This window comes from Helicobacter sp. 11S02629-2 (assembly GCF_002272875.1).
GTDB lineage: Bacteria > Campylobacterota > Campylobacteria > Campylobacterales > Helicobacteraceae > Helicobacter_I.
Map to the genome: position 1 here is coordinate 50,428 of NZ_MLAN01000008.1, position 22,423 is coordinate 72,850.

A 22,423-nucleotide genomic window follows, 5' to 3' on the forward strand; every position below is an offset into this window, starting at 1 on the left:
TGCCCACTTATGCCCAAGTGCTTAAGCCTAGTGCAGCTCTAAGCACAGCGCGGAATCTTAGGTCTGTTTCACTAGAAAGCCTAGTATCTATCTCTTCTCTGCTTTTACTTTTAAAGTAGGTTAGGGCTAGATCTAAGTCGGTGTTATATAGCCTTAAGTTTCTAGTTTCAAGTAGTTCTTTCTGGCTTATCTTAAAAGCCTCTTTGACTTTTTCCATTTTTTCTATAGTTGCTTCTGTAAGTTCTTGTGTCATTTTTTGCTCCTTATTAGTAGTCTATAAATGGCTTATCATCTAGTGTATAGTCAACTATGACTTCATCACTGCACACGCCAAGCTTTGCTCTAGTTTTGATCGCTCCACTATCTTCAAAAAAGTATCGCGAGTTAAAGTCAGCCTTATGTCCTCTTATCATGTAGGAGTTAGAGTTTTTGTCTGTGTATAGATTTCTGTGGTGGTCTTCTAGCTTGCTTAAGCTTTTATCACTTTGTTTTTGTGCTTGTTTTTCTGCTTGCATTTTTACTTTCCTTGCGTTTTTGGTTTGTTTGGGTTTGTAGCTGCTAGCTCTTTGCTTTCTACATCTTTGCTTTCTATCTCATCAGCGTAGGTGATGTAACCGTTTTCTAGGAGGAAGTTAAAGGCTAGGCGATTTTTATCGCTTTTAAAGCAAGTTATAACTGGCTTTGCCATCATGTTTATTAAGCTAACTCTTGGCACTTGCAAACTTTTACTTAGATTACTAATAGAGCCATAGTCTCTTAGCACTTTATCTCTGTGTGTTTGTATGGGTCTATATTTTGAAGTGTTCATAATGTCCTCTTATTGTCTTTAAAATTACTTATGACATTATATAGAAAAAAAAATTAAAATGTCAAATATTTTTCTATATTTAATCTTTTTAATGTCCATTGACGATAAAAGTTAATAATAGATAGAATTAGACAAACAAAGGACTGTGAGTGACTGGTAAAGAATTTAAAACTATAAGGGAATATATGGGGTTGTCCCAAAATACTGTAGCTGATAGACTTGAGCTTACAACTAGGCAGATTTCACGCATAGAAAACAGCTTATCTCCTGTTAAACATTATCAAGAAAACAAACTCCTCCACCTTGCCAAACAACTCCCCATCTCAAAGGCTAGAGAGCTAGCGGATATACTAGGAGAAGAAAGCACTTTTACCAAAGAAGTAAGGGAGATGGATAAAAAATTATCAAACTCTTTTGAAGCCTTAAGCCCACTTAATAATTTAAAAAAAGATCTAGATTCTTTTTCTCCTTTAAGTTATCTTTCAAAAAGTTTTAATACCTTTCCTTTTGTGTCCTTAACACAAAACCCCCCACCCCCTCCTACCCCTAAGCCCCACATAGCAGATCCCACCTCATCATCAGATTCCAAAGTTAGCATTCCTTTTTATGAAGTCTACGCGTCAGCAGGAGAAGGCTATGAAAACGAGAGTGCTATAAGTTTTTTTGTAGACTTTAATAAAGCCGAGCTGAAATCTTTTTATAACTTAGTATCAACACTTAACTTGTCTATCATAAGAGTAGTAGGTGACTCTATGACGCCACTGCTTAATGGTGGGGATTTGGTGCTTATACAAAAGCGTGAAGTAAGAGATGGCGAGGCGTGTGTGTGCAGGATAGAAAAAGACCTCTATATAAAGCGCCTGCAAAAACTGCCAAGCCTTAGGCTACTTAGCGAAAACAAAAACTACCAGCCTATAGACTTAGAGGGCAAGGCTTATGAGATAGTGGGGGTAGTAGTAGGCATAGTTTTAAAAAAGATTTATTAAAACAAAAAGGAGCAAACATGGACGAACAAGTGTATTTTAAATACAAAAATGGATATAAAATAAAAGCCATAAGCGAGCTTTTAGGTATGGCAAGGATGTTATCCATTGGTCCTATAAACACAGAGCAAGTAAAAGCACTTCATGGCTGGCTAGATAGGCAAGAGCATTTTGCGCATATATTTCCTTTTAGTGAGGTTGTACCAGTAGTAAAAAAAGTACTAGCTGATGGTGTTGTAGATGAAGAAGAAAAAGTTGAGCTTATAAACCTTTTTGGCTCTTTAGTCGGCAGTTTGCAGGGTGAAGATGAAACTTTTGCCACAACCCCTTCACTTCTTCCTTTTAGCGAGCCAGTACTAGAGTTTGAGAGTAGTGGGTTTGTTTTAACTGGTGTTTTTTTGATGTCTAAGCGAAGTGCTGTCGAAGAGATTATAAAACGTAAAGGTGGCACTTGCCAAAGAAATATTTCAGGAAATACTCGTTATATAGTTATAGGTGGGGTGGCTAGTGATGCTTATAAATATGGTAATTTTGGCACTAAGATAGAAGATGCACTAGAACTAAAGAAGAAAGGGGCTAAAATAGAGTTTATAAGCGAAGAGTGGCTTGTAAGGTTTATCTAATAATGTAAAAGATTTATTAAAGAAGTTATGTTTTTAAAATACTTTCTATTGTCTCATTTAAAGCCACTTTGTTAATCTTGCCACTTGCAACATCAATAACTACATTTTCCATTTTTAAAGCGAAGGGTTTAAGGTGGGGTTTATCAACTCCATTTATCCTTAAAAAACTCATACCTAAAAGTAAAGATGTGCGTTTATTGCCATCGTTAAAGGGGTGAAACTTTATACAAGAAAACATCAGATGGGTTAGTTTATCTATAAGGCTTGGGTAGTAGGTGTCGTTTTGTATATGGATTAGTGCAGATTCTAAGTAGGCTAACTGTTTAGGGTTATATCCTTTTAGCCCAACTTGTTTATCTAATACTACATCATGCAAATCTAGTACTTCTTTTAGACTTAGATATCTTATCACTAGCTTACTTATCTTTTAATCTATCAAAAACACCTTTTACTTCTTTATCCTCTAATAGTTCTAAAATATCTTTTTTTAGCTCTTCATAGTCTTTGTTAAACTTAGTTTTTGCGTTTTTTTTAGGGTATAAGATGTATATTAGTTTTGTCATATTACATTTTTTGTATTTACTTAGGGCTAACATAACATACTCCTTCTTTTATCCTTTATAACTTTTTACATTATGCCAAAAATGGCTAAATATAGCTATAAAATTATCTAGTGTGATTGTGCGTGATATTGTGCGTTAAAAACAAAATTAAATATTTAGTTAGTTTTACTTTTATAAGTGTTAAGTTTTTGTTATGATTTATAATCTAATACCAAAGGAGAATATATGGAAGCTTTTGTTAATTTTATAGTAGCCATAATTAGTATTATATTTATAATCTTTGGTGTGTTCTATTTGTTAATTATGATCGCTGGATCTCTTGTAAAGGATGATCCAAAAGAGCAAGATGATCCAAAAGACTAAAACTACTTTAAGCGATCTTGGCCTTACCCCTTAGGCTTAAGTGCTGAGTTATTGCATTTATTAGTAATATATCTTTAACAAAACTGTAAGGACATATTAAATGGCAGTAACTTTAAATATAACCGCAGATATAAGCACACTTACTAAAAGCCTGCATCAGTTTGATAGGCAAACTGCTACTTTAGGAGAAAAACTAAGTAAAAGCTTAAGTAAGGGCATAGAAGAAAGCACTAAAGGGTTTAATGCTTTTACTGCAAAACTAAAAGATGATATAGCTAAAGGGGCTATCCCCTTACCAAAGTTTCAAAAAGACTTAAATATATTACAAGATAAGATAAAGCTAGCAACTACTACTAAGTTAAAGCTTGATACTCAGGAAGCTTTTAAATCTATAGTAGACATGAAGTATCAAATACTAGGGGTAGGAGCCGCTTTATTGACGACTTTCGGTAAGCCTTTAGGGATAGCTAGAGAGTTTGAAAGTAGTTTTTCTAATATAAAAAAAGTAGTAGATTTTGATTCTGACAGCGAGCTTAAAAACTTTCAAAATCAGATATGGAATCTAACTAAGTCTATACCCTTAGCGGCTAAAGATTTAACTGACATAGTAGCTAGTGGTGGGCAGTTAGGACTGAAAAAAAACTTACTTATCCCTTTTACTACGACAGTAGCTAAGATGTCTACAGCTTTTGATCTAGGCACAAAAGAAGCAGGGGATAATATAGCCAAACTTATGAACAACTTTGACATAGGATTAGATAAAGTTACAGAGCTAGGAGATGCTATAAACTATATAAGCAACAAAACCGCAGCCGCCCCTAAAGAGATAGTAGATATATTAGGAAGGATAGCAGGAACATCTAAGGCACTAGGTGCTACTTCCTTGCAAGCTACTGCACTAAGTACCGCTTTTGCTAATATGAAAGTACCTAGTGATCAAGCAGGCACGGCTATTAATAAGATGTTTACAACTTTAGGGGCTTTGAGTAGTGGTAATGTTACTGGTAGTGTAAGCTCTGCACTTAAGACTTTAGGGCTTAGCGTAAGTGACGTAAGTGAAGCTATGGCCAGTAATCCTTTTGAAACTATAAAAAGCGTTTTAAAATCTATTTCTACCTTAGATCAAAGTCAACAAATAGGAGTACTAAAAAACCTCTTTGGAGAAGAAGCAGCACCTAAGATTGCCCTAATTACTTCAAATGTAGAAAGCCTAGACAAGATAGTAAAAGAGTTAGGAAATAAGTCTAATTATACTGGCTCTATGCAAAAAGAGTTTGAAGCAGTCTCAGCTACCACTAATAACTCGTTGCAGCTTATGCGTAACTCCTTTGCTAGACTTGGAAATGCAATAGGCACAGTGTTTTTGCCAGTAGTAAATATGTTTGCAAAAACAGTTGCACTTATAACCAACTCTTTTGCTGCGTTTTTAGAAATATCTCCTATTGCAAGATATGCAGTAGTAGGACTAGGTATAGCTTTTGCAGGTTTTAAAATCTATGCTATAAGCGCAAAACTAGCAAGTTTTGCTTTAACCTCTGCACTTCATCCTTTACGCTTTATACTAGTTAAGATTCTCCCTGCTAGTTTTATAGCTAGTAATGGAATTAACCTCTTAAGTAAAGAAACCTACAAGGCTGCTACAAATGCCCTAGCTTATAACACTGTCTTGCCACTTTTAAGCAAAGGCATAAGAAGCTTTGGGAAAGGAGCACTTTGGGCAATAAACCCTTTGAACTACTTTAAGCTTGCAATAAAAGCAGTTACTGGTGGTATAAATATAATGACTTTTGCCTTATTAAAAAATCCTATAGGATTAATAGCCACTGGTATAGCAGTAGTAGCTGGAGCTATAATTTACTGGTGGAAGCCTATAAGTACTTTTTTTAGTGGCTTTTTTAAAGGCTTTAGTGAAGCCTTTAAACCTATGATGCCACTTTTAAAAGGTATAGGAGATATGGTAAAAGTAGTTTTTACACCTATATCTTTTATCTTTAATGCCCTCTTTGGTAATATGCAAAGTGCTACAGGGGCTTTAAAAGATTTTAGTAGTACTGGTGAACGTATAGGGAAGGCAGTAGGAGATGTCTTTTCTAAGCTTTTTAGTTTTATAAGTGGGATTATTAATAAAATAAGTGGCTTTTTTAATGATACTTCTAACTTTATAGCGAGCATTGGCGATAAGCTAGGACTTAGCACCACTGTTAAGCTTTCTCAAATCAAAGCCCCGCCAAAGGCAGAGGAGCTTCAAAGCCTAGCAGTTAAGAGCTCTAGTGCTTCTAATACTACTAACTCTAATGTGACTAATGCAAATACTATAACTATAGTAACTAATGCAGACCCTAAAGAAGTAGTAAGGGCAGTAGCTACTTATAGTGATTAGGCTATTTTGAAAGTATGGCAACTGTAGCTATTATCACTGGGATACTAATACAAAACGCAAGCCATATCCTAGATAACTTATAAGCAAGCCTCCCAGTCCTTGTACCTACGTCATTAAAGTCTTTCCACTGCAAGGGAGCGTTTTTATCTATTGGCATTTTAAGTTTTTCGTTTTGTATTTTTATGCGTTCACTAATGCTTTTATCAAAATCACTAAAACCCTTTGCTATCTTTTCCCCACCACCGTTTACAAGGAAAGCTAGGAGTTTAAAGAGACCGCCAAATAGCGTAACAAGCACAAAAATCACTACAGCACCGATTATCATGAGAACTCCCTACGTAGCTTTAAGCATTAAAAATATTTAGCTTTTATAGATAATAACAAAAATTGATACAGTATTCAATACTTTTATGCTTTCTCTTCCATCTTTGCTTTTTTATACTTTGCCTCTTTTTCTTTTAGCTTTGAGTAGTTAAAGCTTTGGTTTTCCACTAAAACATAAAGCCTTTTATACACCCTTGCAAGCTTGTAGTCTTTGGGAGCTAGTCCATATAAGCTAACCTCATCACTTATATAAAATATACAAAGTTGCTTGTAGTTTTTTACACATAACCCATTTTTATTGCTAGACTTTACTCCAAAGTAAGCCCCTTGAAGTCTATTTATAAGATACTCTTCATCACTAAAAGCTATCACAAGGGCTAAAAATGTATATAAAGTTTTATGCTTTTTTATATCAAACTTTTTAGCTTGCAGCAGCTTGTAAATTAGATAGAGACCATTTAAAACTTCACTGCTTATCTCTTTTACTTCTTTTTTACTAAGCATGTGGCTATATCTATTCAAAGTTAGCACTCATGCTCCAGCTTTCAGGGCTTAAAGTATGGCTTACTTGGGTTAGTAAGTAGCGCTTAATTTCCCCTCTTAACTTTAGATCTAAAAAAGCCCCTGCAAATATAACGCCGCCTACTTTTGTAAAGCTTCCTTTAGTTAGTCCTTCGTTAAGTTTTAAAAGGTCACTTTCAGCCTTTAGCCTTATCTCACTTAAACTAAAGGCTTGGTTAGCAAGACTATAGTTTTTAGAGATACTTGGCTCTCCTTTTCCTACCTTTAGGCTTTTTGTAGTATTAGTTTCTAGATCTAGATAGTGGGCTATAAGGCTTTTATAGTCTGTTTTGTTGTTGTGCTCTATGCTTAGGCTTGAAAGAGACGAGGCATCAAGGGAGTATATTAAATCTTCTTTTGCTTTATCTTTATCTTTATCTAAAAATATCAACGTATCATTTTTTATAACAAAGTTGGCATTAAAATCTTTTGCGATATCATTTAAAAGGCTAGTATCAGAAGCGTTATTCTGCTCTATAAAAACATAAGTATTACTTTTATCGAAGTCAATCTTTGCTTTTAAGTTATTTTCTCTTGCTATAGATTCTATAATGTCTTTTACTGGCTGGGTTTTAAAACTTCTATTTTTTGGATTCTTTAAGCCTTTGCTAAAGTCTATACTTAAAGCCTCATATTCCATACTTGTTAAATAGTTTTCTTTTATAGAAGATATATAAAAGCTACCAAAAAAGTTATAACTCTTATAACCCAAATAAAGCTCGCACCTATCTCCAAAGTTTAAAGTCTTGGCGTTAGGTGCACAAGTTAAGCTTAGAGTATCAATGCTATCCTTACTATAGTCATTGTAGCTTAGGCTTTGTATGCGTAAGTTTTGGGTTTCATCTTTGCCATTAACCTTTAGCTTTATTTTAGGTTTTAAAAACATCTTTTAGCTCCATATGCCAGTGTTGGGATTAGTTGGCGTTTCAAAGTTTGGTAAGTTTATAAGCTCTCCTCCTTCAAAAACATCTACTCCTATAAATTCTATATTGCTATATAAAAACTCTGCATACCTCTCCTTATACTCATTGCTATAGTTAGATGCAAATATCAAATCTAGCCTATCCCCTGCCTTTGCTGTGTATGTTTTCATTTTTACCTCGTTTTGTCTAATAAGAGTTTTAAACTCTTTTCTACTATCTTTTTAGCTATAGGCTCTAAACGTGGCTTTAACTCTTTCATTTTAGAGCCATAGTGCACTTGGGCGTTATAGATGCTTACTATGTCGCTTTGTATGGGTTTTTTTCTTCCCTTTTTACTTTGAAGTGGAGAGTTTAGATTTATCATATAGTCTTCACCTTCTTTCCTAGTTACTAGCATTGCGTGCCTTTTAGAGTTTAGTGCAAAAAATGCCCCATCGAGTTTTACTCGGTTTTTTGTTCCTATTTTGCTTACTACTCCTTTACTTGTCACACTGCTAGGCATTACCCTGCTAGCAATTGGCAGTCTATATTGTTTATCTAGGCTAATTATTTCAATGCTAAGCTTTTCTTTTGTGGCTTTTTTAAAGCGTGTAAAGTATTTATACTTTTTGCCACTTATAAAGTACTTTTCACTAAACATTGCCCTTTGAGCTTGTCCTATCTTATTAAGTGAGCCATTAAGATTTCTTATGGCTACAGTGCTAACTTTTGTTGTTAAGTCGCTTAAGTCTTTTTGCATTTTAGACCACCTCTATAGAAGTATCCCATTAATATCTACATCTAGCTCTAAAAAAGTGGAGTTTTTGTTGGCATCTTTACTAAAACGTGAATATTTATAAGTAAAGCTATCTATTAGTATCTTTTTAGATTCTGTACTTTGGAGGGTAGAAAAGTTTAAAGGCTCTTTTTTTAAGACTAAGGCTTTAAAGCCATTAATGTATTCTATGTCATCACAAAGTAAACTTAGTGCAAAACTTACTCTAACCTCATCCCCACCTATAGCTATATAGTAGGGACGCTCTAGTGTGTCAAACTTTTTTATACCTAAGGTGTAAGCAGTACTTAGGCTATCTATACCATGCCTTGCACTAAATATATACTTATCTATTTTTACTATTTTGTCTAACTCACTAGGGCTAAAGGGCTTAGCCTGCTTGGTAGTTTTTTCTTTGTCTGTTAGTGTTTTTAGCTTATCTTGCAAGCTTGGTGCCTTAGTGCTACTTTTATCACTAGCTTGATTTTTTAGGTTTTCTACATCTATTTTAAAACTCTCTGCTTTTATGTCTGTGTTGTTTTTACTATCTCTAACTAGGGCGTCAAACTGTGCTTTATTGCTACTAGCGTTAATTAGTGCTCTTATGTTTATCATTTTTTGCCTTTTTTATATGCCCTTAAGTTCCTTATTTTCACGCTCTATTAAATCTTTGGCTATATCTATATATAAGAGATATTCTTGATAGCTCATCTCTTTGCAGTCTCTTAGGGTAAAGTTTAAGGTGCGGCATATCAACGCCACACCACTAGCTAGTCCTTTAGTTCTGTGCTATTTTCGCCCTCTCTTAATTTGTCTAGTACCTTCATAAGTCTTGATACCTCATCATCTGGCAATGAGTAGAGATACTCTCTTTCTAGCTCTCCATTACTCATATCTATAAATATATTTACTGCTTCATCAAAAGTAGCTTTTGCGTACTCTGGGCTTCCTTCTTTATAGTTATTTTTTGATACTGCGTTTTTTAAAATAGTTTGCATGCCTAACTGCTTTAAAGTTACCACCCTTCCATCTCCAAAAGTGTGCTCTAAGGTTTTATAGTTTCCATAAATTGCCATGTTTTTCTCCTTCTTTTTAGTTTATGTTTGCACGTATGGCGGCTAACTGATCTATACCATTAACTGTATAGATTCCATTTTCAAAGTCATAGACTATAACTGGTACATTTTCAAGCATCAAAGTAAAACTATAAACGCTCATCTCTACGCTAAAACTCACTTCCCCATTTATCTCATACTTTGGTAATTCTGTGCTTTTAGCAGCACCTATAAAGATGCCTTCTACTTTTGAGTTAGTTTGCACTATGCCGGCTTGGGAAGCATTAAGCTTTACATTTACTGTTTTTATAAGTACACCACTGCAAAGTTGTATTACTACAGGGTTTAGTGCTTGTATCTCAAACTTAACGCTTAAAGGCTTAAGACTAGGCAGTACAAGCTCAGCTTTTCCTATAGCTCCACTTATCTCTAAAGTTTCATTTTCTAGCTTTGGCATATCTATGCTTTTAAGCAAGCCTACGTTTCCTATACCATCTAAAAAGATATTACCGCCTGTAAATATTTGTGGTGAAAAGTTCATTTTTTTGTTCTCCTTTTTATTTTATGCTATTTGTTTTACTAGCTCTTGGCTAAAACTATCTACTTGGACTAATAAGATATTAAACTGTTTAAGTAGCGGCATAACTTGTAAGTCTACCTGTAAGCTTACTTGCCCTTTAGCTAGGCTTTCATTAGTGTTTTTATCTTTTGGCAAGCTTACTAAGTAGCCTAGTAAGACATTAGCCCCGATTAGATTTTGTTGAAAGTTATTTATAGACTGGATGCTAAAACCTAGCACATCTTTAACACGCCTATCTATTGCATCTTTGCAAGAATTAAAGAGTGCTTCTATAATCCTATCTAGTACAACTACTGTGTGCAGGCTAGGGAAGTCTTTATCTCTTGTTTCTCCACCCCATGCCCTTATACCTTTATCTATGAAAAGAGTTGTAACTCCTAAGGCACGAAGGCGATCGCTTAATGAATCTTCCCCCTGCAAGTGTTCAACTACATCTTGCAGGGAAGTTATGCCTGCTACTACTTTGTTAGAGTAAGTTTCGCTAAATCCAAAAGGGCTTTCACTCATAACTTTCGCATAACAAGCTATTAAAAAACTACTTGCTGGTCTTATTACAGAATCATTCCTTACTACTTTTTGAAAAGAGATGATGGCTCTTTTTGTAGAGATGCTTTCTAGTGCTGTTTTTATCTCTGTTTCACTTTTTTTATCTAGCTCTATGGCATATATAGCTCTTAAAGAAGTAGCTACAGTATTAAGTGTGTTTTGCACTCCTGTGTCATTATATTCAGGGGCTAGGATAAAGCGAGGTTTTATCTTTAGGGTGTTTTCTACATTTTTAAGTTCATTTATAGAATTTACACAGGCTTTGTTATCAGCTATCTTTTTTGCGTTTTCATCCCCTTCGCCAGATTTTACAAAACTGCTTAAGATAACTTGAGTTTTTAACCCACAAGCTTTTAAATCATTTAGGGCGTTTTTTAGTGTGCCTTCATTTACTTTTGCTAGGGCTTCATCTACTGAGTTATACAAGCTAAGCCCTACTAAGCTTGTGTCATCTCCTATTAAGGCTATAGGGTTGGTGTTATCTATCTCTATAGCACTGCTTGCTTTGTTTGTTAAACTTATATTTACACCGTATTTTGCTGACATTTTTTCTCCTTTGTTTAGTTGTTAATACAAAAATCTAATGCATGCTCTAGCTTTTCGCTATATATAAAAGTAGCACGTAGGTCTTGTAAAAAGTTATTACTTAGGTTTGGTTTTACTGGTTTTTTTACCTCGCATTTTGTTGGAATGTATACTGGCTCTTTTATAGTTTGCACTGCACAGCCACTAATTACTAGGGCTAGGAGTGTTGTTGTTATAAAACGCATTTAGTAGCCTTTTGGCACTGTTTAGTTCACTTTCACAAGTATCATCTTGTAGATAGATCTTTTGATATTTTGTGATTATCTTTTCTTCTACTTTTGGCTTTTTGGCTTTATAGCTTTCTAGGTCTAGGGCTTTATTTTGCAGGGCTTTGTTTTGAAACTCTAAGGCTAGATTTGTGCTTATTAGATTTGTTTTTAGATTTTCTAGTTCTTTTTTTAAAAGATGATTTTGGGCTATAAAAAAAGCACAAATTATTATTAAAAGCATATTTAAAGCAATTGATGCCTTAGGCAAAAAATTAAGCAAAGTCCTCACTCCTTTTTTTCCAGCCATTTAAAAACTTGCTTAAAGCAGGGCGTGCCCTTGCTAGCCTTTCGTAATAATCCTTCCTAGCATCTACTAGCCAAAGATTTAAAACCTCAGCGTCTATATTATTAAGTGCTTGTAGGGTTTTATCTCCTAAGATTCCATCTTCTTTTACTTTTAAGTAGCTTTGGGCTAGTTTTACACTTCTACTTACTCCCATATTTACTGCCATATCAAAAAGTTGATTGGCTAAGTCTTGGCTTTTTATATCATCTCCTTTTATTTTTTCCCAGTAGTTAGATTTGTAAAAGTCATTTATAGAATCTTGAAAGTCTTTGTCATTTTTTAAAATATTTAAAATCAGATTTCCCTTAGCCTTACTTGGAGTTGTAGGCTCTATGAATACTTTTTTTCTTACTTCATCTACTTTTTTCCATCCCTTAAAGCTAGGATTTTTCTCCCTAGCTATACCGTATATGGTTTCTCCCCCTAAGTCATCTGCGTCATAGGAGTAGCCACCTTCGTGCTTTAACGTTTTTTCTTTTGCCTGCTTAAAGTCTGCCATTTCTCTCCTCGCTTTCTTTTAGTTTTTCTTTGATTAGATTCTTTTGTTTTAAATTGTCATGCTCTCTTAAGACTAGTTTTTCTATTACGATTCGATTTTGTTTTATTTGATCTATTATTCGCCCTTCAGCCTCTGCTAGCTTTGCATCTCTTTCAGCCATGCTTTTCATGTAAAACTCATCTACCTCTATCCTTGCTTTGAGATAGTTTTTTAGGTCATCTACTGCCGTTGTTAGCTTGGTAACTTGCACTTTGTTAAGATAAAACATATATAAAAGCACTATAAAAAGCACTCCTACTATACCTAGCCTTTCAAAAGTACCAGCAGCGTGGATTCCACTTTCTATTAGTTGGTTTTCCATTTATTTATATCCTTTTAGCTTGGAGTAAAGTCTAACACCCAAAAAGAGAGTGTAGATTTTAGAAGGGGCGACCTTGCTAGCTTTAAGCGCTTCTAAAAATATATAATCTGCCTCTTTTCTAGTATTAAGCCCTTTATGGAATCTTTCGCATAAAAAGTCATGAATGACACTAGCTTTAGCATACCTTCCAAAAGGAGGAAGCACACTCCATAAGATTCTAGGAGTAGAGGCAAAGTCTGTTATAAAACCTACTGGCACATCTATAGTTTTAGAGTTGTCATCTTCTCTATAGTAGTAAAAGGGTTCTAAGACTTTATAGCTCTTCCCATCTTCTAAAACTTCTACTTTTAGAGGCTTTGTAAAACTAGACATTATTGCCCCCACTAGCTTTAGGCTGTGTATCTTTTGGCTCGGCTTGGCTTTTAGGCTGTGTATCTCCTTTGGGCTGTGTTTGCTCTTTTGCTTTTTCGTCTTTAGGTTGTGGGCTTTCAGAATTAGGCTCTGGGCTTGTGATTGATGGTTTTATCTCAGAGGTTAATACTTCAGGTTTCATACTTGCCATGTATGCATTTTCATCTATTTTTAGATTTGCTTTTAGCGTAGGTAAGAAATCATAGTTTAGTTTTTTTACCTCATCTATTGAGTCTAGATTTCTTAGATAATCTTTTAGTATTCCGCACTCAAATATGGCTTTAGTTTTGTTGTTGCCGCCATCTATTGCAACTTTTTCTAACTGTTTTTTTGTATGTGGTAAGTTTTCTTTGTAGTCTTTTCCTTCAGCTTGGCATCTAAAAAAGCTGTCTACTTTTAAATTATAAAGCCCCATAAGATTTAATTGGTCTTCTTCTTTAAAGTCATAAAAGTGTGGGCTCCCTAAGGCATCACTTTTAAAACGAACTATCAGTCCATCACAGATTTTATTAAGCTCTTGTTCTTTTAAGATTTTTGCTTTTTCTAGCTCGCTTTTGCCTTCAAGCTTTATATTTGCATTATTTGGCAAGGTGTTTAATATCTCAGTTTTTGCGTTTTTAGTAAAGACTTCTAGGGTATTTATCTTTGATTGTATATCTATACTTTGGTGTAAGTTTTCAAGATTTGCCATAAGTCCATCTAGCTTTTTGCTTAGTTCTTGTATGTTTTGATTTTCTTGGGTTTGCATGTCTTTCCTTTTGTTGGTTTATGTTTTTAGCTAGGATCAGCAAAGATGCAAGTCAAAAGTTTAAAAGCTTGAAGCTCTACGCCTGAGTTGTCTTTGTAGATGTTGCTAGCTCTTGATGCGTCTATATTTAATTGGTGGTTGTTGGTTTGTGCATTAAAACTTCCAGCGCCTCTGTTTGTACTTTGAAAATTATTGGTCGCAAAAAACACACCTTCGGTATTAGCTGATGTTTCTCCACCAAAGAAAGACGAGTTGACACTTATGTTTCCACTACCACTCCAAGCCTTACCTCTTATATTTGGCAACGCTTGAGTTTGGGTTTGTAAAACGTCACTTGTGCTATTAGTTCCTTTTACGTATGTAAAGTTGTTAATCATGAAGTTATCATCACTTTCAGTGACGTTGCTAAGTCCTTGAACTTTTGCATAAAGCTTTGCATATTTTGCTTTTTTTACTAAAGTGCCAACTAAGTAATAGCCCTTTGGCACTTCTTTTGCAGCAAAATATGCTAATTCTCCTACGCGATTATCTATAAGACTTTGGAGTTTTAGAGTGGTTACTAAAGTGGCTATCGTTGTGTTTATTTGATTTATTTTGTTATTTACTTCTAAGATTGTTGCATTAAGCAGATTTTCATTTTCTAAAACTTTGGCTTTTAGACTTTCAAACTCAGTTCTTACAATATACTCATCCCTTTTAAATACTACTTCATTTTTAGTACCGCTTATAGGGAATTTTATAGTGAAAATACCTCCTATATTTTGACTAAGAAGCACTCTTGAGGTGGGGAAGGTTATTAAGACATTGTTGTCATTATCTAGCAAGTTAATGTAGTAGATATACCTCTCTTTGTCCGAAGTATCAAAATCCCCGCTAAGTTTTGCTAGATCTAGTGTATAAGTTAGGATGCCATTTTCATCATAAAAGCCAGCTTCTAGCTGACTAGTTGCTACTATGTGTGGGGTAAAGCCTTCTATGTTTGTAGTGTCTAAATTTAAAAGAGTTTCATCATTGCTAGTTTTTGCCCCTAGCAAACTAAAGTTTTTGACTCCAGTTTTTAGTGCTTCTTTCATCGCTTCACTAAGTAGTTTGTCTCCACTTAGCGTTAGTGTCTTTTTAGATTCCATTTTCGCTCCTTACTTCAGTTTCTGCTACCTCTTTTATCTCTAGTACATATCTAGTAGAAAAAACCACAGGCGTGCTTTCATAAAAAGAAAAACTAACTGGCTCTAAAACTATAAAGATATTTTCAAGCCTATCTCTAAGTGGCTTTAAGCTATCTATAGCTAGGCGTGCTTTTATAAGAGTTTTGGAATCTATGATATTGGGGGCTAGGCTTACTCTAAAGTGGAAGTCTTCTAGTGGTTTTAGACTTTTTTGCGTATCTGCTGGCGTTTGTATGTTTAACTTCCCAAAGATAGGAGTTAGGGCAAGATTTAGCCCTTCTATAGTTCCTAATTTTGTCTTTTTTAATATAGGCTCACTTAATAGGTGGGGTATAGCTTCTTTTCCCTCATTAGCTATAGCTATATCAAAAGTGCTAGCTATGGCAAAATATTTTATATCTTGGGCTAATAAAGAACTAGCAGGCGAAGCAGTACTAACAGGAGATAAAGAAGTAGATGAAATAGTTTCAAAAATGCTAGCTTGTTTATTACTACTTTCATAAAAAAAGTGTCCACCTTCTAGGGTTAGGGCTTCTTTTATAAGCTTTTTTATAAGGGGAGAGAGTATATTTATATGTTTCATACTAGAGGCTCCACGCTTACGCTTTTTAAAACGTATATAGAATCTGCTTCTAACTCTTCTAGCCCTTCAAGCCTTGCATCTTCTACTTTGTCATCAACAAAACATAAAGCTATTAATTTATTAAGTGGGGGGCTTTCATCTATCTCTAAGCTTTCAAAGTAGCCCTTTAAGTTGTTTTCTATAGCTAGTTGTAAAGTAGCAAAGTTAGAGTTAGGTTTTACTTTTATCTTAACAGTTAGCTCTACTTCTTTTAAAATGGCTTTTTTTACTTCTAAGCTATCAGTTATGGGTGTGTTATCTTTTAAGTTAGCTTCTATTTCTTTGCTTAAGTCAGTCTTTGCGTGAAAGAGCGCTTTTATCTTGCCTGCTTGTGGGCTAGTAACTTTTACCTTAGCCACACCTGCAACTTTTGAAAAAAATAAATAGCTTTTCTCACTCCCTGCTGTGCTAAATCTTGCAAGGCTTTCTAAAAATCTAGCCCTAAGCTCGCTATCACTTTCTTTTTGCACATCTTGTATAAACTCACTTTCTAAATTAATGCTTTCTATAAGTTGGTTTTTTATCTCTAAGATATTAGTTTTTATATCTCCTATCTTGTCACTTTCTAGCACTCCTTGAACCTCTAGGCCTTCTTTTAGGTTTAAATCTTCTTTTAAGTAGGCTATATCCCCTAGTGTGCTTATAAACTTAGTACCTTTAGCTAAAAAAGTATCGCGCAAGGCTTTTATCTTTACTTTGGCTTGTGGCTTTGTGCCTAAGTTTCTTTTTAGTCCTAAAAGGCTTACTAGGGCATCTAAAAACTCCCCACTTGAATAGGGCAAGTAGTTATTAGCAACTATAAAGTTAAGTTTTATTACCTCGCGGCTTAAGGTATCTAAAAAGATATTTATTAAGATATTAAAATCATCACTAACTAAGGGCTCATAGTCTATATTTTGCTTAATCTTAAGTTCTTTTTTTAGACTTTCTAAAATACTAGCTTTAGTAGATTCTATATCTAGGGGTTTTAAAAAGTTAGGTATTTGACTAGAGTTCAATTGTTATCCCCTCTTCTAAACTAAGCAGTGCTTTTTGCCCTTGAATCTTTAAGCTAGCTTTTTTTATATTTACTCTTGGCTCATACTTGGCTATAAGGCTTAAAACCTCATCTTTAAGGGCTATATAATCTATACTGTTAGGATTTTTATCTATAAAGCTAGTATCTAGCCCGTAGTTGCTATCTAGGATATAACTGCCCTTAGGAGTGCTAAAAAGGCGTTTTAGGCTTTCTTCTAAGCTTAGCTTATACATTAAAAGCCTCACTTAGATATTTTAAATTTAGCTTTAAACTTAAGGCGTAAACTTCAAGCTCTGCACTTTCTAGCTTTTCTCTTGAAATGCTTAAACTGTCCACTATAAGATTAGTTTTTAAGATATCAAGCACTTTTAAAAGTAGGCTTTCTCTTTCTTTTTGGCTTAGAGTATAAAGGATTAACTCAACATCTAGGCTATGTTTCCACGCTCCACCATTTAGCTCTATAGAATCCAACTCATCTTTTAAGATGATAGAAGGCAGATGCTCTTTTTCAAGTGTTAAGAGGCTATAAAAAACTACTTGCTTTATACCTTCTAGTTCTTGTAGCCTTTTGTGCAGCGGGTAGATTAAAGCATCTCTTATACTGCTTTTTTCTTTTAAAGGTTCATCTAATGGCGCAAAAGATGGGGTATCTACTATCAAGCTAGTCATAAGTTTTTACCTCTTTTATGTGCAGGTAGCAAAGTGCATTTTTATAGCTTTTTTTATAAACCTTGTAGTCAAGGTACTCAAAATTTATGGAGGCATTTGGCTCTATGCTTTTCCCAACACTTTCAGGAACTATTAGGCTAGGCACGCGAAGCACGTAGCCATCACTATCAAAAAACTCGCTATCACTTTCATAAAAGCAAGAAAAGCTTTTATTTTTGTAAGAAAAGGTATGAGTAGCACAAGTATCAAATACTGCTTTTAAGTCAGTTTCAAACATTAGATTTTACGCTCCTTAGCCTTCAGCCTTAGGCTGTGCTTGTGAATTAGCAGGGGCTCCTGTGCCTGCTCCTGTGCCTGCTACTTCTTTTCTTATCTCTTCTTTTATCTTTTCATCTTTTACTGGGTCGCCAGTTAAAGTAGCCACGCGTACTACAGTGGCTCTTTCTAAGATTTTAGAATCTAAAAGCTCTTTTAAAAAGTTTCTATCAGTCTCACTACTAAGAGTTAGGCTTTCACCTGCTTTGTAATAGATAGAGGCTATTTTTATAGGTTTTAAAACTTTGAAGTTCATGGCTTACCCCCTACCTAAGAAGAAGACGCTTTTTTGTTTATTACAAAAGCTTTAGGATCTTTTAGCTTGATGTCTACGTCATAGAGGGCTTCTATATAGATGTTTCCGCCTTCTTTTTGTATAGGTATGATTTCAAGCTTGCCCCATGTGGCAATTTGGACATTTTTTAAATCCCCATAAATTATCTGATTATCAGGCATATAAACGGAAGTAAGAAGCGGTCTTCCTAAAAGGTTAGTGTTTTCATCATTTACTAACCACTTATCAGTTGACTTATCATCTGGTCTAAGCCCTTGAAGATTGGTAGCATTGATTTGAGATAATAAAAACTTTGCATTGGCTAAAGAGTATTTGTCTGCTAGTTTTTTTATCATATCTAAAGTGGCTTTTTTGCCTGTAGTTTTTGCACTTATGAAGTAGTCAGCTTCTAACTGATGGCTAGCTTCGCCTAATATGCCTTTTATTTTCCCTTTTTCGTTGCCATTTATTATTGTGTGCTCTATCCTTTTTCTTATACTTTCTCTTAGTTTTCTTATGATATAGCTATTTAGATCTAGCTCACTCATATTAAGCATAGTTCTAGTAATTAAAATCGGACAAGATATAGAATGTGGGCTTACTGATATAGTGCCAAATTTTAAATCGCGCGTTACTCCACTAACTCCTTCATCTACAAAGTCTGCAATTATGTCATTTTCATCAACTGGCAAATCCTGCTTACCAACTACTCCATCCATTATGTCGCACTCTGGCATTAAATTAGATTCATAGCTTAATAAGTCTATAAGCCTATCAAAGCGGGTATAAGTTGGAATTATGCTTTTTAGACTTTCATTAGTACTTTTTAAATAAGGATTAGAAGCAGGCGACACAGCTGTGTCGCTAGGCTTAGTTGTGTTAGCTTCGCCTTCAAGATTTAAAAGTGTGTGGTCTGGGATTTCAAACTTATTGTTGCTAAAAAACTGTTGCTCAAAACTAGCATCAACGCCGCTTCCTGTCATAGATTTTATAGCCCTTCCAAAACTAAAACTCCTTGTCTCTTTTTTTGGCTGGCTAAAGTTTGCACTACTAAAGTTTTTTAGTGCGAAGTCTTTTGCCTCATCTTTGGTCTTTTCTTCTTTTACTAGCTCGCTAAATTCAACAAAGCTTAGTCCCTCAGCTATAGCCTTGCTTGCAAGAGAGGCGTGCTCTGTGTAAAGTTTTGCAAAAGTTGCTATATTTTGGGCTTCTTCTTTTTGTTTTTTAAGCATTAAAGCTTCTTTTTTTAGGCTTTCTAACTCTTCTAAGTTTTTATTTGTAGTGTTTGTGAGTGTTTCCATATTTTCTCCTTCTTTTGTGTTTTGTAGATTTGGTTGTATTGGATGTTTTGTAAAGTTGCTTATTTTTGCTTTAGGGTCTGCACCTTCATATACGGCACTTATTTCATATATTTCTCCTTTTATTATTTCATAGCTGTCTTTTTGCCCTTTGTTTTCTATCTTGTTGTAGTCGTAATCTCTAAGCCCGATTGATACGCTTTCACTTAAGCCATTTTGATATTTCAAAAAAGCTTCATAAGAGCTAGGGATATCTTTAAAAAACTGCACTTTTATTTTTAGTGCATCTTCTTCAAGTTTATGATCTATTATTTTTCCGATAGCGGTTTCAAAGCTTACTTTATGATCAAGATAAAGCCTTTGGGCGTTAAAAGTTAGAACTTTTGGGTCTATTATTAAGTTCCCTTCCCAAGTAGGGATGATGCTTTTAGTAATGGCTTTAAAGCTAATTATTAGATTTTGTGAATCTATATCTTTATCAAGCACTATATTGCTATTAAAGTTTAAAATCATCTCTTTGCTCCTTGTACTTTGTTTTCATTTAAAATTTTGTAGATTTCACTTTCTTTTTTTAACTCCTCTACGTGGCTATCAAGCTCTTTTCCTTTTTCGCGTAAGATGTCACTTAGTGATTTTTGGGCACTTTCTAGTGCTATTTTGTTCGCCATAGTTTCTTTATATGGGTCTATATACTCCCAGCCTTGTGCTTTAAAAGTAAAGTTATTTAAGGCTAGTTCTATTTGAGAAGGTGGCAGTTTAGAATCTAGTGCTAAATTTTTCAAAAAGACTTTAAAAATAGGTTTATGAAGCTTTCTTATTAAAAAGTTTTGAAGACGCATAAAGCCACGCCTTTCAGCACTGCCGCCATATCTTATACTTGAGTAATTTACGTCATTTAGATCCCCTGTTAGAGTGCTATAACTTATACCTAAGGCTTTAGCACTTTCTCTATTAGTCTGCTTTATGAAAAATTCTATATTTGTAGGATTGTGAGAGTTTATAAACTCTGCTTTCATATCACTCCCTATATAGTTCATATTTCCTACTTCTACTTTAGTGGGTAATACTGCTTGGGGCTTAGGGGCATCATTATCATTAGGGGTTATGGGCTCTAAGTTAAAGCCTTTTTCGTCACTTACAAAAAAACCAGTTATTTCGCTTTGAAGTCTTGCCCTTTGGATTTCGGCTTGCTTAAATTTGTCTACTTGATCAGCAGGGAGTATTATGCTAGCTAGCTTACTAAGTCCTCTTACTTGATTTGCGGTTACTTTTTGAAAGATATGGATTATATTTTTGGCGTTTAGTTTTATTAGTTTGCTATCTTTATCTAAGAAAAAATAAGCAAGTGGAATTTTTAAACTTTCATCAAATTTTATACCGTAGTAGATATTTTCTCTTTCGTTTGTAAAGCTATGATCTATATTTAGAGGATCTAGCACTTCTAGATCTGTGCCATTAATATGTATAAATGCCTCGCCATCTCTTATAAGATGTAAAAGTGTTAGCTCTTCTACATCTGAAAAGACCTCATCACAGTAATCCCGCCAAAGATTTTCTAGCCTTAAGTTTAGATTTTTATTAGGGGTATGCATATCTAAACTCATGCCCTTTTTGCCTAATATCTCAGCATGCAGTGTTTCATGTAAAAAGCCACTTAAAAGTGAATTAGTAAGGCTTAGGTGTCTGGCTTGTTTTGTTATAGAGTTTTGAGATTGATTTATATCAATATTGCTAAGCAGGCGTTGCATGCTAGAGCTTACTAAGTTATTAGGCGTAAGGCTAGGGAAGGAAAAATTTAAAAGCTTATTTTTTTTCGTGAATCTTTGCGTAAAAAAAAGATATTTTTTAGCTAATTTTAAAAATTTCATTAGTTGGCAAACCTAAACTGTATTGAAGCACTACTTGCTAGTTTTGCTTTTAGATTGCTTTCTAGCCTGTCCAAACTGTTATAAAGTGCCATGCTTGGAGTTTTTTTTACTTTAGTTTGTCCTACTTCATACTCTACTATGTCCTTGCCTGTAGTTAGAGCGTCAAGTATGGCAGACTTTGCAGCTTGTATTTTTAAAATCTGTGCTTGCAAGTTCTCTTTTTCTTTAGCATCTAACATACTTTACCTTTTTTGTTTTTTGCTAGCATACCTAAGTGGTTTAGTAAAAAGTTTATTTTTTTCCTTATAAAAAGGAAAGTTTAAAGCTAAAAGTTATAATGTGCCTAAAACACAAAGGAAAAGAGATGCTAGATGCTACAACTCTTAGTAACTTGATAGCTACTGACTTAACTGCTAAGGGCTTTAAGATAGAAAATGAAAACAAGGCTTTTATAGAAGCTTTATGCAAGGCTATCATCTCGCATGTAACCTCATCAGGCGTTATAAATGTAACAGTTACTACAAATACAGGCACTGGCACTGGTATAGGAACTATCTCATGACTTATCCTAAAATCTTTTTAGGCGTTATAGTAGCTATAAAAGATAGCTTAGCAAGTGTGGAATATACTGGCACTGTAAGTGATTTTTATCCTTATTTACAACAAGCTAGCAGTTTTAAAACCCATCTACTTCCTCCACAAGTTGGCGAAAGTGTGATATTAATAAAGCTAGATTCTAACAATGGCTTTATCTTAGGTAGTTTTGTAAAACCTAGCACAAAGTTAGAAAGTGATACAGAAACTACTATTTATAAAGATGGAACAAAGATCACTTACAAAGAAGGGGTTTTTAAAATAGAAAGTTTAAAAACGCTAAGTATAGAGTGTGAAAGTGCAAATATAAAAGCTAGTAAAGATGTAGTTGTAGAATCTAAAAGCGCAACTATAAAAGCAGATTCTATAAAACTAGGAGATCACAAGCTTTTGCCAACAGCTGGATGTGTAACTGGTGAGTGCATTTGTCCTTTTACGGGCGCGCCACATGCTGATATCTCTAAAACTGTACTAGTAAAGAAATAATGACAAAAAGATAATGGTAAAAAAGTAAGTGGAAAGTTTTGTAAGTACTAAAGAATTAGCTTTTTTTTTAGATATTACAGATAGACACGTTTATAATCTTGAAAAGGCTGGAGTTCTTCAAAAGTTAGAAAAAGATGTGTGGGATTTAAAATCAAACTTTAAAGCCTATCTTTATTATAAAATTGAAAATGAGACAAATGTAAGTGATTACGGAAAAGTAAAAATAAGACGCGAGTTAGCAGATGCTAGATTAAAAGAGCTGCAGTATAAAGAAAAGCTAGGCAAGCTTATAGATGTAGAAGAGATAGCTAAAATCTTAGAAGATACAAGTAGCGTAGTAAGTAATAAGCTTTATACTTTAAGTCATATGTTAAAAAGAGATGAAGGCATAGATGAAAGGCTAGTAAATATTATAGATAACTTTATGGATGCAGTGCTAAAAGAACTAAAAGATCCTAAAGAGTATGAGATTAAAGCAGCTCAGGCTAATG

The 22,423-nt window shown here is 34.4% G+C and carries 37 protein-coding genes; 7 read left to right on the plus strand and 30 right to left on the minus strand.

Annotated elements, in window-relative coordinates:
• Positions 1-7: 7 nt before the first annotated feature.
• From BKH40_RS06050 to BKH40_RS06060, 3 genes are read right to left on the minus strand one after another with little or no spacing between them, the layout of a single operon-like run.
• The gene (locus tag BKH40_RS06050; protein WP_095277826.1) at positions 8-253 is read right to left on the minus strand and encodes a hypothetical protein; all 246 of its coding nucleotides are present in this window, start codon (positions 251-253) and stop codon (positions 8-10) included.
• A 13-nt stretch (positions 254-266) separates the two neighbouring features.
• Entirely contained in the window at positions 267-515 is a 249-nt protein-coding gene (locus BKH40_RS06055; protein ID WP_095277828.1) for a hypothetical protein, read from the minus strand.
• 2 nt (positions 516-517) lie between these two features.
• Positions 518-808, minus strand: coding sequence for a hypothetical protein (locus BKH40_RS06060; RefSeq protein ID WP_095277830.1), 291 nt, complete (start codon positions 806-808; stop codon positions 518-520).
• A 149-nt stretch (positions 809-957) separates the two neighbouring features.
• Here BKH40_RS06060 and BKH40_RS06065 point away from each other — a divergent pair, with 149 nt between their 5' ends.
• Positions 958-1,794, plus strand: a complete 837-nt coding sequence (locus BKH40_RS06065; RefSeq protein ID WP_095277832.1) for a LexA family transcriptional regulator — start codon at positions 958-960, stop codon at positions 1,792-1,794.
• Positions 1,795-1,811: 17 nt separating this feature from the next.
• On the plus strand, positions 1,812-2,414 hold the full coding sequence (locus tag BKH40_RS06070; RefSeq protein ID WP_095277834.1) for a BRCT domain-containing protein: 603 nt from the start codon (positions 1,812-1,814) through the stop codon (positions 2,412-2,414).
• 25 nt (positions 2,415-2,439) lie between these two features.
• Here BKH40_RS06070 and BKH40_RS06075 read toward each other — a convergent pair whose 3' ends face one another.
• Both BKH40_RS06075 and BKH40_RS06080 read right to left on the minus strand, forming a co-directional pair.
• Positions 2,440-2,826 carry a type II toxin-antitoxin system death-on-curing family toxin gene (locus BKH40_RS06075; RefSeq protein ID WP_343217631.1) on the minus strand — a complete coding sequence of 129 codons (387 nt, stop codon included), beginning with the start codon at positions 2,824-2,826 and terminating at the stop codon, positions 2,440-2,442.
• A gap of 4 nt (positions 2,827-2,830) precedes the next feature.
• On the minus strand, positions 2,831-3,010 hold the full coding sequence (locus tag BKH40_RS06080) for a hypothetical protein (RefSeq protein ID WP_095277836.1): 180 nt from the start codon (positions 3,008-3,010) through the stop codon (positions 2,831-2,833).
• Positions 3,011-3,202: 192 nt separating this feature from the next.
• Between BKH40_RS06080 and BKH40_RS08750 the strand changes: the two genes are divergently transcribed.
• Positions 3,203-3,340 carry a hypothetical protein gene (locus BKH40_RS08750; protein ID WP_180675150.1) on the plus strand — a complete coding sequence of 46 codons (138 nt, stop codon included), beginning with the start codon at positions 3,203-3,205 and terminating at the stop codon, positions 3,338-3,340.
• A gap of 100 nt (positions 3,341-3,440) precedes the next feature.
• Positions 3,441-5,720 (plus strand): phage tail tape measure protein, encoded by a 2,280-nt coding sequence (locus BKH40_RS06085; RefSeq protein ID WP_095277837.1) that lies wholly within the window; start codon positions 3,441-3,443, stop codon positions 5,718-5,720.
• A gap of 1 nt (position 5,721) precedes the next feature.
• On the opposite strand, the gene BKH40_RS06090 is transcribed toward BKH40_RS06085, so the two are convergent.
• The 25 genes from BKH40_RS06090 to BKH40_RS06210 all read right to left on the minus strand — a co-directional run bounded on the left by BKH40_RS06090 (position 5,722) and on the right by BKH40_RS06210 (position 21,091).
• Positions 5,722-6,045 (minus strand): hypothetical protein, encoded by a 324-nt coding sequence (locus tag BKH40_RS06090; RefSeq protein WP_095277839.1) that lies wholly within the window; start codon positions 6,043-6,045, stop codon positions 5,722-5,724.
• A gap of 83 nt (positions 6,046-6,128) precedes the next feature.
• Positions 6,129-6,548, minus strand: coding sequence for a hypothetical protein (locus tag BKH40_RS06095; RefSeq protein ID WP_143428462.1), 420 nt, complete (start codon positions 6,546-6,548; stop codon positions 6,129-6,131).
• Positions 6,549-6,558: 10 nt separating this feature from the next.
• Entirely contained in the window at positions 6,559-7,491 is a 933-nt protein-coding gene (locus BKH40_RS06100; RefSeq protein WP_095277842.1) for a hypothetical protein, read from the minus strand.
• 3 nt (positions 7,492-7,494) lie between these two features.
• Positions 7,495-7,698 (minus strand): hypothetical protein, encoded by a 204-nt coding sequence (locus tag BKH40_RS06105; RefSeq protein ID WP_095277844.1) that lies wholly within the window; start codon positions 7,696-7,698, stop codon positions 7,495-7,497.
• A gap of 2 nt (positions 7,699-7,700) precedes the next feature.
• Positions 7,701-8,267, minus strand: coding sequence for a hypothetical protein (locus tag BKH40_RS06110; protein WP_095277845.1), 567 nt, complete (start codon positions 8,265-8,267; stop codon positions 7,701-7,703).
• A gap of 12 nt (positions 8,268-8,279) precedes the next feature.
• Positions 8,280-8,897: a hypothetical protein gene (locus BKH40_RS06115; RefSeq protein ID WP_095277847.1), complete on the minus strand. Its 618-nt coding sequence runs from the start codon at positions 8,895-8,897 to the stop codon at positions 8,280-8,282.
• A 155-nt stretch (positions 8,898-9,052) separates the two neighbouring features.
• A complete protein-coding gene (locus tag BKH40_RS06120) occupies positions 9,053-9,358 on the minus strand; it encodes a hypothetical protein (RefSeq protein WP_095277849.1) in 306 nt (101 codons plus the stop codon).
• Between the two features lie 16 nt (positions 9,359-9,374).
• Positions 9,375-9,878 carry a phage major tail tube protein gene (locus tag BKH40_RS06125; RefSeq protein ID WP_095277850.1) on the minus strand — a complete coding sequence of 168 codons (504 nt, stop codon included), beginning with the start codon at positions 9,876-9,878 and terminating at the stop codon, positions 9,375-9,377.
• Positions 9,879-9,899: 21 nt separating this feature from the next.
• Positions 9,900-11,009 (minus strand): phage tail protein, encoded by a 1,110-nt coding sequence (locus tag BKH40_RS06130; RefSeq protein WP_095277852.1) that lies wholly within the window; start codon positions 11,007-11,009, stop codon positions 9,900-9,902.
• Positions 11,010-11,023: 14 nt separating this feature from the next.
• The gene (locus BKH40_RS06135; protein WP_095277854.1) at positions 11,024-11,233 is read right to left on the minus strand and encodes a hypothetical protein; all 210 of its coding nucleotides are present in this window, start codon (positions 11,231-11,233) and stop codon (positions 11,024-11,026) included.
• Entirely contained in the window at positions 11,193-11,537 is a 345-nt protein-coding gene (locus BKH40_RS06140) for a hypothetical protein (RefSeq protein ID WP_095277855.1), read from the minus strand. The genes BKH40_RS06135 and BKH40_RS06140 overlap by 41 nt, the downstream gene beginning before the upstream one ends.
• Positions 11,530-12,102: a glycosyl hydrolase 108 family protein gene (locus tag BKH40_RS06145; protein WP_095277857.1), complete on the minus strand. Its 573-nt coding sequence runs from the start codon at positions 12,100-12,102 to the stop codon at positions 11,530-11,532. The genes BKH40_RS06140 and BKH40_RS06145 overlap by 8 nt, the downstream gene beginning before the upstream one ends.
• Positions 12,089-12,463, minus strand: a complete 375-nt coding sequence (locus BKH40_RS06150) for a hypothetical protein (RefSeq protein WP_095277858.1) — start codon at positions 12,461-12,463, stop codon at positions 12,089-12,091. Before BKH40_RS06150 ends, BKH40_RS06145 begins: the two co-directional genes overlap by 14 nt.
• On the minus strand, positions 12,464-12,835 hold the full coding sequence (locus BKH40_RS06155) for a DUF1353 domain-containing protein (protein ID WP_095277860.1): 372 nt from the start codon (positions 12,833-12,835) through the stop codon (positions 12,464-12,466).
• A complete protein-coding gene (locus BKH40_RS06160) occupies positions 12,828-13,622 on the minus strand; it encodes a hypothetical protein (protein WP_095277862.1) in 795 nt (264 codons plus the stop codon). Before BKH40_RS06160 ends, BKH40_RS06155 begins: the two co-directional genes overlap by 8 nt.
• 26 nt (positions 13,623-13,648) lie before the next feature.
• Positions 13,649-14,749, minus strand: a complete 1,101-nt coding sequence (locus BKH40_RS06165; protein WP_095277863.1) for a hypothetical protein — start codon at positions 14,747-14,749, stop codon at positions 13,649-13,651.
• Positions 14,739-15,371 carry a hypothetical protein gene (locus tag BKH40_RS06170; protein WP_095277865.1) on the minus strand — a complete coding sequence of 211 codons (633 nt, stop codon included), beginning with the start codon at positions 15,369-15,371 and terminating at the stop codon, positions 14,739-14,741. The genes BKH40_RS06165 and BKH40_RS06170 overlap by 11 nt, the downstream gene beginning before the upstream one ends.
• A complete protein-coding gene (locus BKH40_RS06175; protein WP_095277867.1) occupies positions 15,368-16,408 on the minus strand; it encodes a baseplate J/gp47 family protein in 1,041 nt (346 codons plus the stop codon). Before BKH40_RS06175 ends, BKH40_RS06170 begins: the two co-directional genes overlap by 4 nt.
• The gene (locus BKH40_RS06180) at positions 16,398-16,661 is read right to left on the minus strand and encodes a GPW/gp25 family protein (RefSeq protein WP_095277868.1); all 264 of its coding nucleotides are present in this window, start codon (positions 16,659-16,661) and stop codon (positions 16,398-16,400) included. Before BKH40_RS06180 ends, BKH40_RS06175 begins: the two co-directional genes overlap by 11 nt.
• A complete protein-coding gene (locus tag BKH40_RS06185) occupies positions 16,654-17,097 on the minus strand; it encodes a hypothetical protein (protein WP_095277870.1) in 444 nt (147 codons plus the stop codon). Before BKH40_RS06185 ends, BKH40_RS06180 begins: the two co-directional genes overlap by 8 nt.
• Positions 17,090-17,374, minus strand: a complete 285-nt coding sequence (locus tag BKH40_RS06190; RefSeq protein ID WP_095277871.1) for a hypothetical protein — start codon at positions 17,372-17,374, stop codon at positions 17,090-17,092. Before BKH40_RS06190 ends, BKH40_RS06185 begins: the two co-directional genes overlap by 8 nt.
• Before the next feature lie 15 nt (positions 17,375-17,389).
• The gene (locus tag BKH40_RS06195) at positions 17,390-17,668 is read right to left on the minus strand and encodes a hypothetical protein (protein WP_095277873.1); all 279 of its coding nucleotides are present in this window, start codon (positions 17,666-17,668) and stop codon (positions 17,390-17,392) included.
• Between the two features lie 14 nt (positions 17,669-17,682).
• Positions 17,683-19,497: a phage major capsid protein gene (locus BKH40_RS06200; RefSeq protein WP_095277874.1), complete on the minus strand. Its 1,815-nt coding sequence runs from the start codon at positions 19,495-19,497 to the stop codon at positions 17,683-17,685.
• A complete protein-coding gene (locus BKH40_RS06205) occupies positions 19,494-20,732 on the minus strand; it encodes a phage portal protein (protein ID WP_257842531.1) in 1,239 nt (412 codons plus the stop codon). The genes BKH40_RS06200 and BKH40_RS06205 overlap by 4 nt, the downstream gene beginning before the upstream one ends.
• A 119-nt stretch (positions 20,733-20,851) precedes the next feature.
• Positions 20,852-21,091 carry a hypothetical protein gene (locus BKH40_RS06210; RefSeq protein WP_095277877.1) on the minus strand — a complete coding sequence of 80 codons (240 nt, stop codon included), beginning with the start codon at positions 21,089-21,091 and terminating at the stop codon, positions 20,852-20,854.
• A 125-nt stretch (positions 21,092-21,216) separates the two neighbouring features.
• Between BKH40_RS06210 and BKH40_RS08755 the strand changes: the two genes are divergently transcribed.
• The 3 genes from BKH40_RS08755 to BKH40_RS06220 all read left to right on the plus strand — a co-directional run.
• Complete coding sequence (locus BKH40_RS08755) at positions 21,217-21,414, plus strand: hypothetical protein (protein ID WP_180675151.1); 198 nt, start codon at positions 21,217-21,219, stop codon at positions 21,412-21,414.
• The gene (locus BKH40_RS06215; RefSeq protein ID WP_180675152.1) at positions 21,411-21,932 is read left to right on the plus strand and encodes a phage baseplate assembly protein V; all 522 of its coding nucleotides are present in this window, start codon (positions 21,411-21,413) and stop codon (positions 21,930-21,932) included. Before BKH40_RS08755 ends, BKH40_RS06215 begins: the two co-directional genes overlap by 4 nt.
• Before the next feature lie 28 nt (positions 21,933-21,960).
• Positions 21,961-22,423 (plus strand): hypothetical protein (locus BKH40_RS06220; protein WP_095277880.1); only part of this gene is annotated, 463 nt, incomplete at its 3' end.

Bases quoted from the DNA above. Each gene is read 5' to 3' on its own strand.
- BKH40_RS06160 (WP_095277862.1), bottom strand. From the start codon at position 13,622: ATGCAAACCCAAGAAAATCAAAACATACAAGAACTAAGCAAAAAGCTA.
- BKH40_RS06200 (WP_095277874.1), bottom strand. From the start codon at position 19,497: ATGATTTTAAACTTTAATAGCAATATAGTGCTTGATAAAGATATAGAT.
- BKH40_RS06165 (WP_095277863.1), bottom strand. From the start codon at position 14,749: ATGGAATCTAAAAAGACACTAACGCTAAGTGGAGACAAACTACTTAGT.
- BKH40_RS06105 (WP_095277844.1), bottom strand. From the start codon at position 7,698: ATGAAAACATACACAGCAAAGGCAGGGGATAGGCTAGATTTGATATTT.
- BKH40_RS06080 (WP_095277836.1), bottom strand. From the start codon at position 3,010: ATGTTAGCCCTAAGTAAATACAAAAAATGTAATATGACAAAACTAATA.
- BKH40_RS06060 (WP_095277830.1), bottom strand. From the start codon at position 808: ATGAACACTTCAAAATATAGACCCATACAAACACACAGAGATAAAGTG.
- BKH40_RS06150 (WP_095277858.1), bottom strand. From the start codon at position 12,463: ATGGAAAACCAACTAATAGAAAGTGGAATCCACGCTGCTGGTACTTTT.
- BKH40_RS06205 (WP_257842531.1), bottom strand. From the start codon at position 20,732: ATGCAACGCCTGCTTAGCAATATTGATATAAATCAATCTCAAAACTCT.
- BKH40_RS06100 (WP_095277842.1), bottom strand. From the start codon at position 7,491: ATGTTTTTAAAACCTAAAATAAAGCTAAAGGTTAATGGCAAAGATGAA.
- BKH40_RS06215 (WP_180675152.1), top strand. From the start codon at position 21,411: ATGACTTATCCTAAAATCTTTTTAGGCGTTATAGTAGCTATAAAAGAT.
- BKH40_RS06095 (WP_143428462.1), bottom strand. From the start codon at position 6,548: ATGCTTAGTAAAAAAGAAGTAAAAGAGATAAGCAGTGAAGTTTTAAAT.
- BKH40_RS06185 (WP_095277870.1), bottom strand. From the start codon at position 17,097: ATGACTAGCTTGATAGTAGATACCCCATCTTTTGCGCCATTAGATGAA.
- BKH40_RS06135 (WP_095277854.1), bottom strand. From the start codon at position 11,233: ATGCGTTTTATAACAACAACACTCCTAGCCCTAGTAATTAGTGGCTGT.
- BKH40_RS06125 (WP_095277850.1), bottom strand. From the start codon at position 9,878: ATGAACTTTTCACCACAAATATTTACAGGCGGTAATATCTTTTTAGAT.
- BKH40_RS06050 (WP_095277826.1), bottom strand. From the start codon at position 253: ATGACACAAGAACTTACAGAAGCAACTATAGAAAAAATGGAAAAAGTC.
- BKH40_RS06195 (WP_095277873.1), bottom strand. From the start codon at position 17,668: ATGAACTTCAAAGTTTTAAAACCTATAAAAATAGCCTCTATCTATTAC.
- BKH40_RS06120 (WP_095277849.1), bottom strand. From the start codon at position 9,358: ATGGCAATTTATGGAAACTATAAAACCTTAGAGCACACTTTTGGAGAT.
- BKH40_RS06170 (WP_095277865.1), bottom strand. From the start codon at position 15,371: ATGAAACATATAAATATACTCTCTCCCCTTATAAAAAAGCTTATAAAA.
- BKH40_RS06145 (WP_095277857.1), bottom strand. From the start codon at position 12,102: ATGGCAGACTTTAAGCAGGCAAAAGAAAAAACGTTAAAGCACGAAGGT.
- BKH40_RS08750 (WP_180675150.1), top strand. From the start codon at position 3,203: ATGGAAGCTTTTGTTAATTTTATAGTAGCCATAATTAGTATTATATTT.
- BKH40_RS06115 (WP_095277847.1), bottom strand. From the start codon at position 8,897: ATGATAAACATAAGAGCACTAATTAACGCTAGTAGCAATAAAGCACAG.
- BKH40_RS06190 (WP_095277871.1), bottom strand. From the start codon at position 17,374: ATGTTTGAAACTGACTTAAAAGCAGTATTTGATACTTGTGCTACTCAT.
- BKH40_RS06085 (WP_095277837.1), top strand. From the start codon at position 3,441: ATGGCAGTAACTTTAAATATAACCGCAGATATAAGCACACTTACTAAA.
- BKH40_RS06210 (WP_095277877.1), bottom strand. From the start codon at position 21,091: ATGTTAGATGCTAAAGAAAAAGAGAACTTGCAAGCACAGATTTTAAAA.
- BKH40_RS06180 (WP_095277868.1), bottom strand. From the start codon at position 16,661: ATGTATAAGCTAAGCTTAGAAGAAAGCCTAAAACGCCTTTTTAGCACT.
- BKH40_RS08755 (WP_180675151.1), top strand. From the start codon at position 21,217: ATGCTAGATGCTACAACTCTTAGTAACTTGATAGCTACTGACTTAACT.
- BKH40_RS06055 (WP_095277828.1), bottom strand. From the start codon at position 515: ATGCAAGCAGAAAAACAAGCACAAAAACAAAGTGATAAAAGCTTAAGC.
- BKH40_RS06155 (WP_095277860.1), bottom strand. From the start codon at position 12,835: ATGTCTAGTTTTACAAAGCCTCTAAAAGTAGAAGTTTTAGAAGATGGG.
- BKH40_RS06130 (WP_095277852.1), bottom strand. From the start codon at position 11,009: ATGTCAGCAAAATACGGTGTAAATATAAGTTTAACAAACAAAGCAAGC.
- BKH40_RS06090 (WP_095277839.1), bottom strand. From the start codon at position 6,045: ATGATAATCGGTGCTGTAGTGATTTTTGTGCTTGTTACGCTATTTGGC.
- BKH40_RS06070 (WP_095277834.1), top strand. From the start codon at position 1,812: ATGGACGAACAAGTGTATTTTAAATACAAAAATGGATATAAAATAAAA.
- BKH40_RS06110 (WP_095277845.1), bottom strand. From the start codon at position 8,267: ATGCAAAAAGACTTAAGCGACTTAACAACAAAAGTTAGCACTGTAGCC.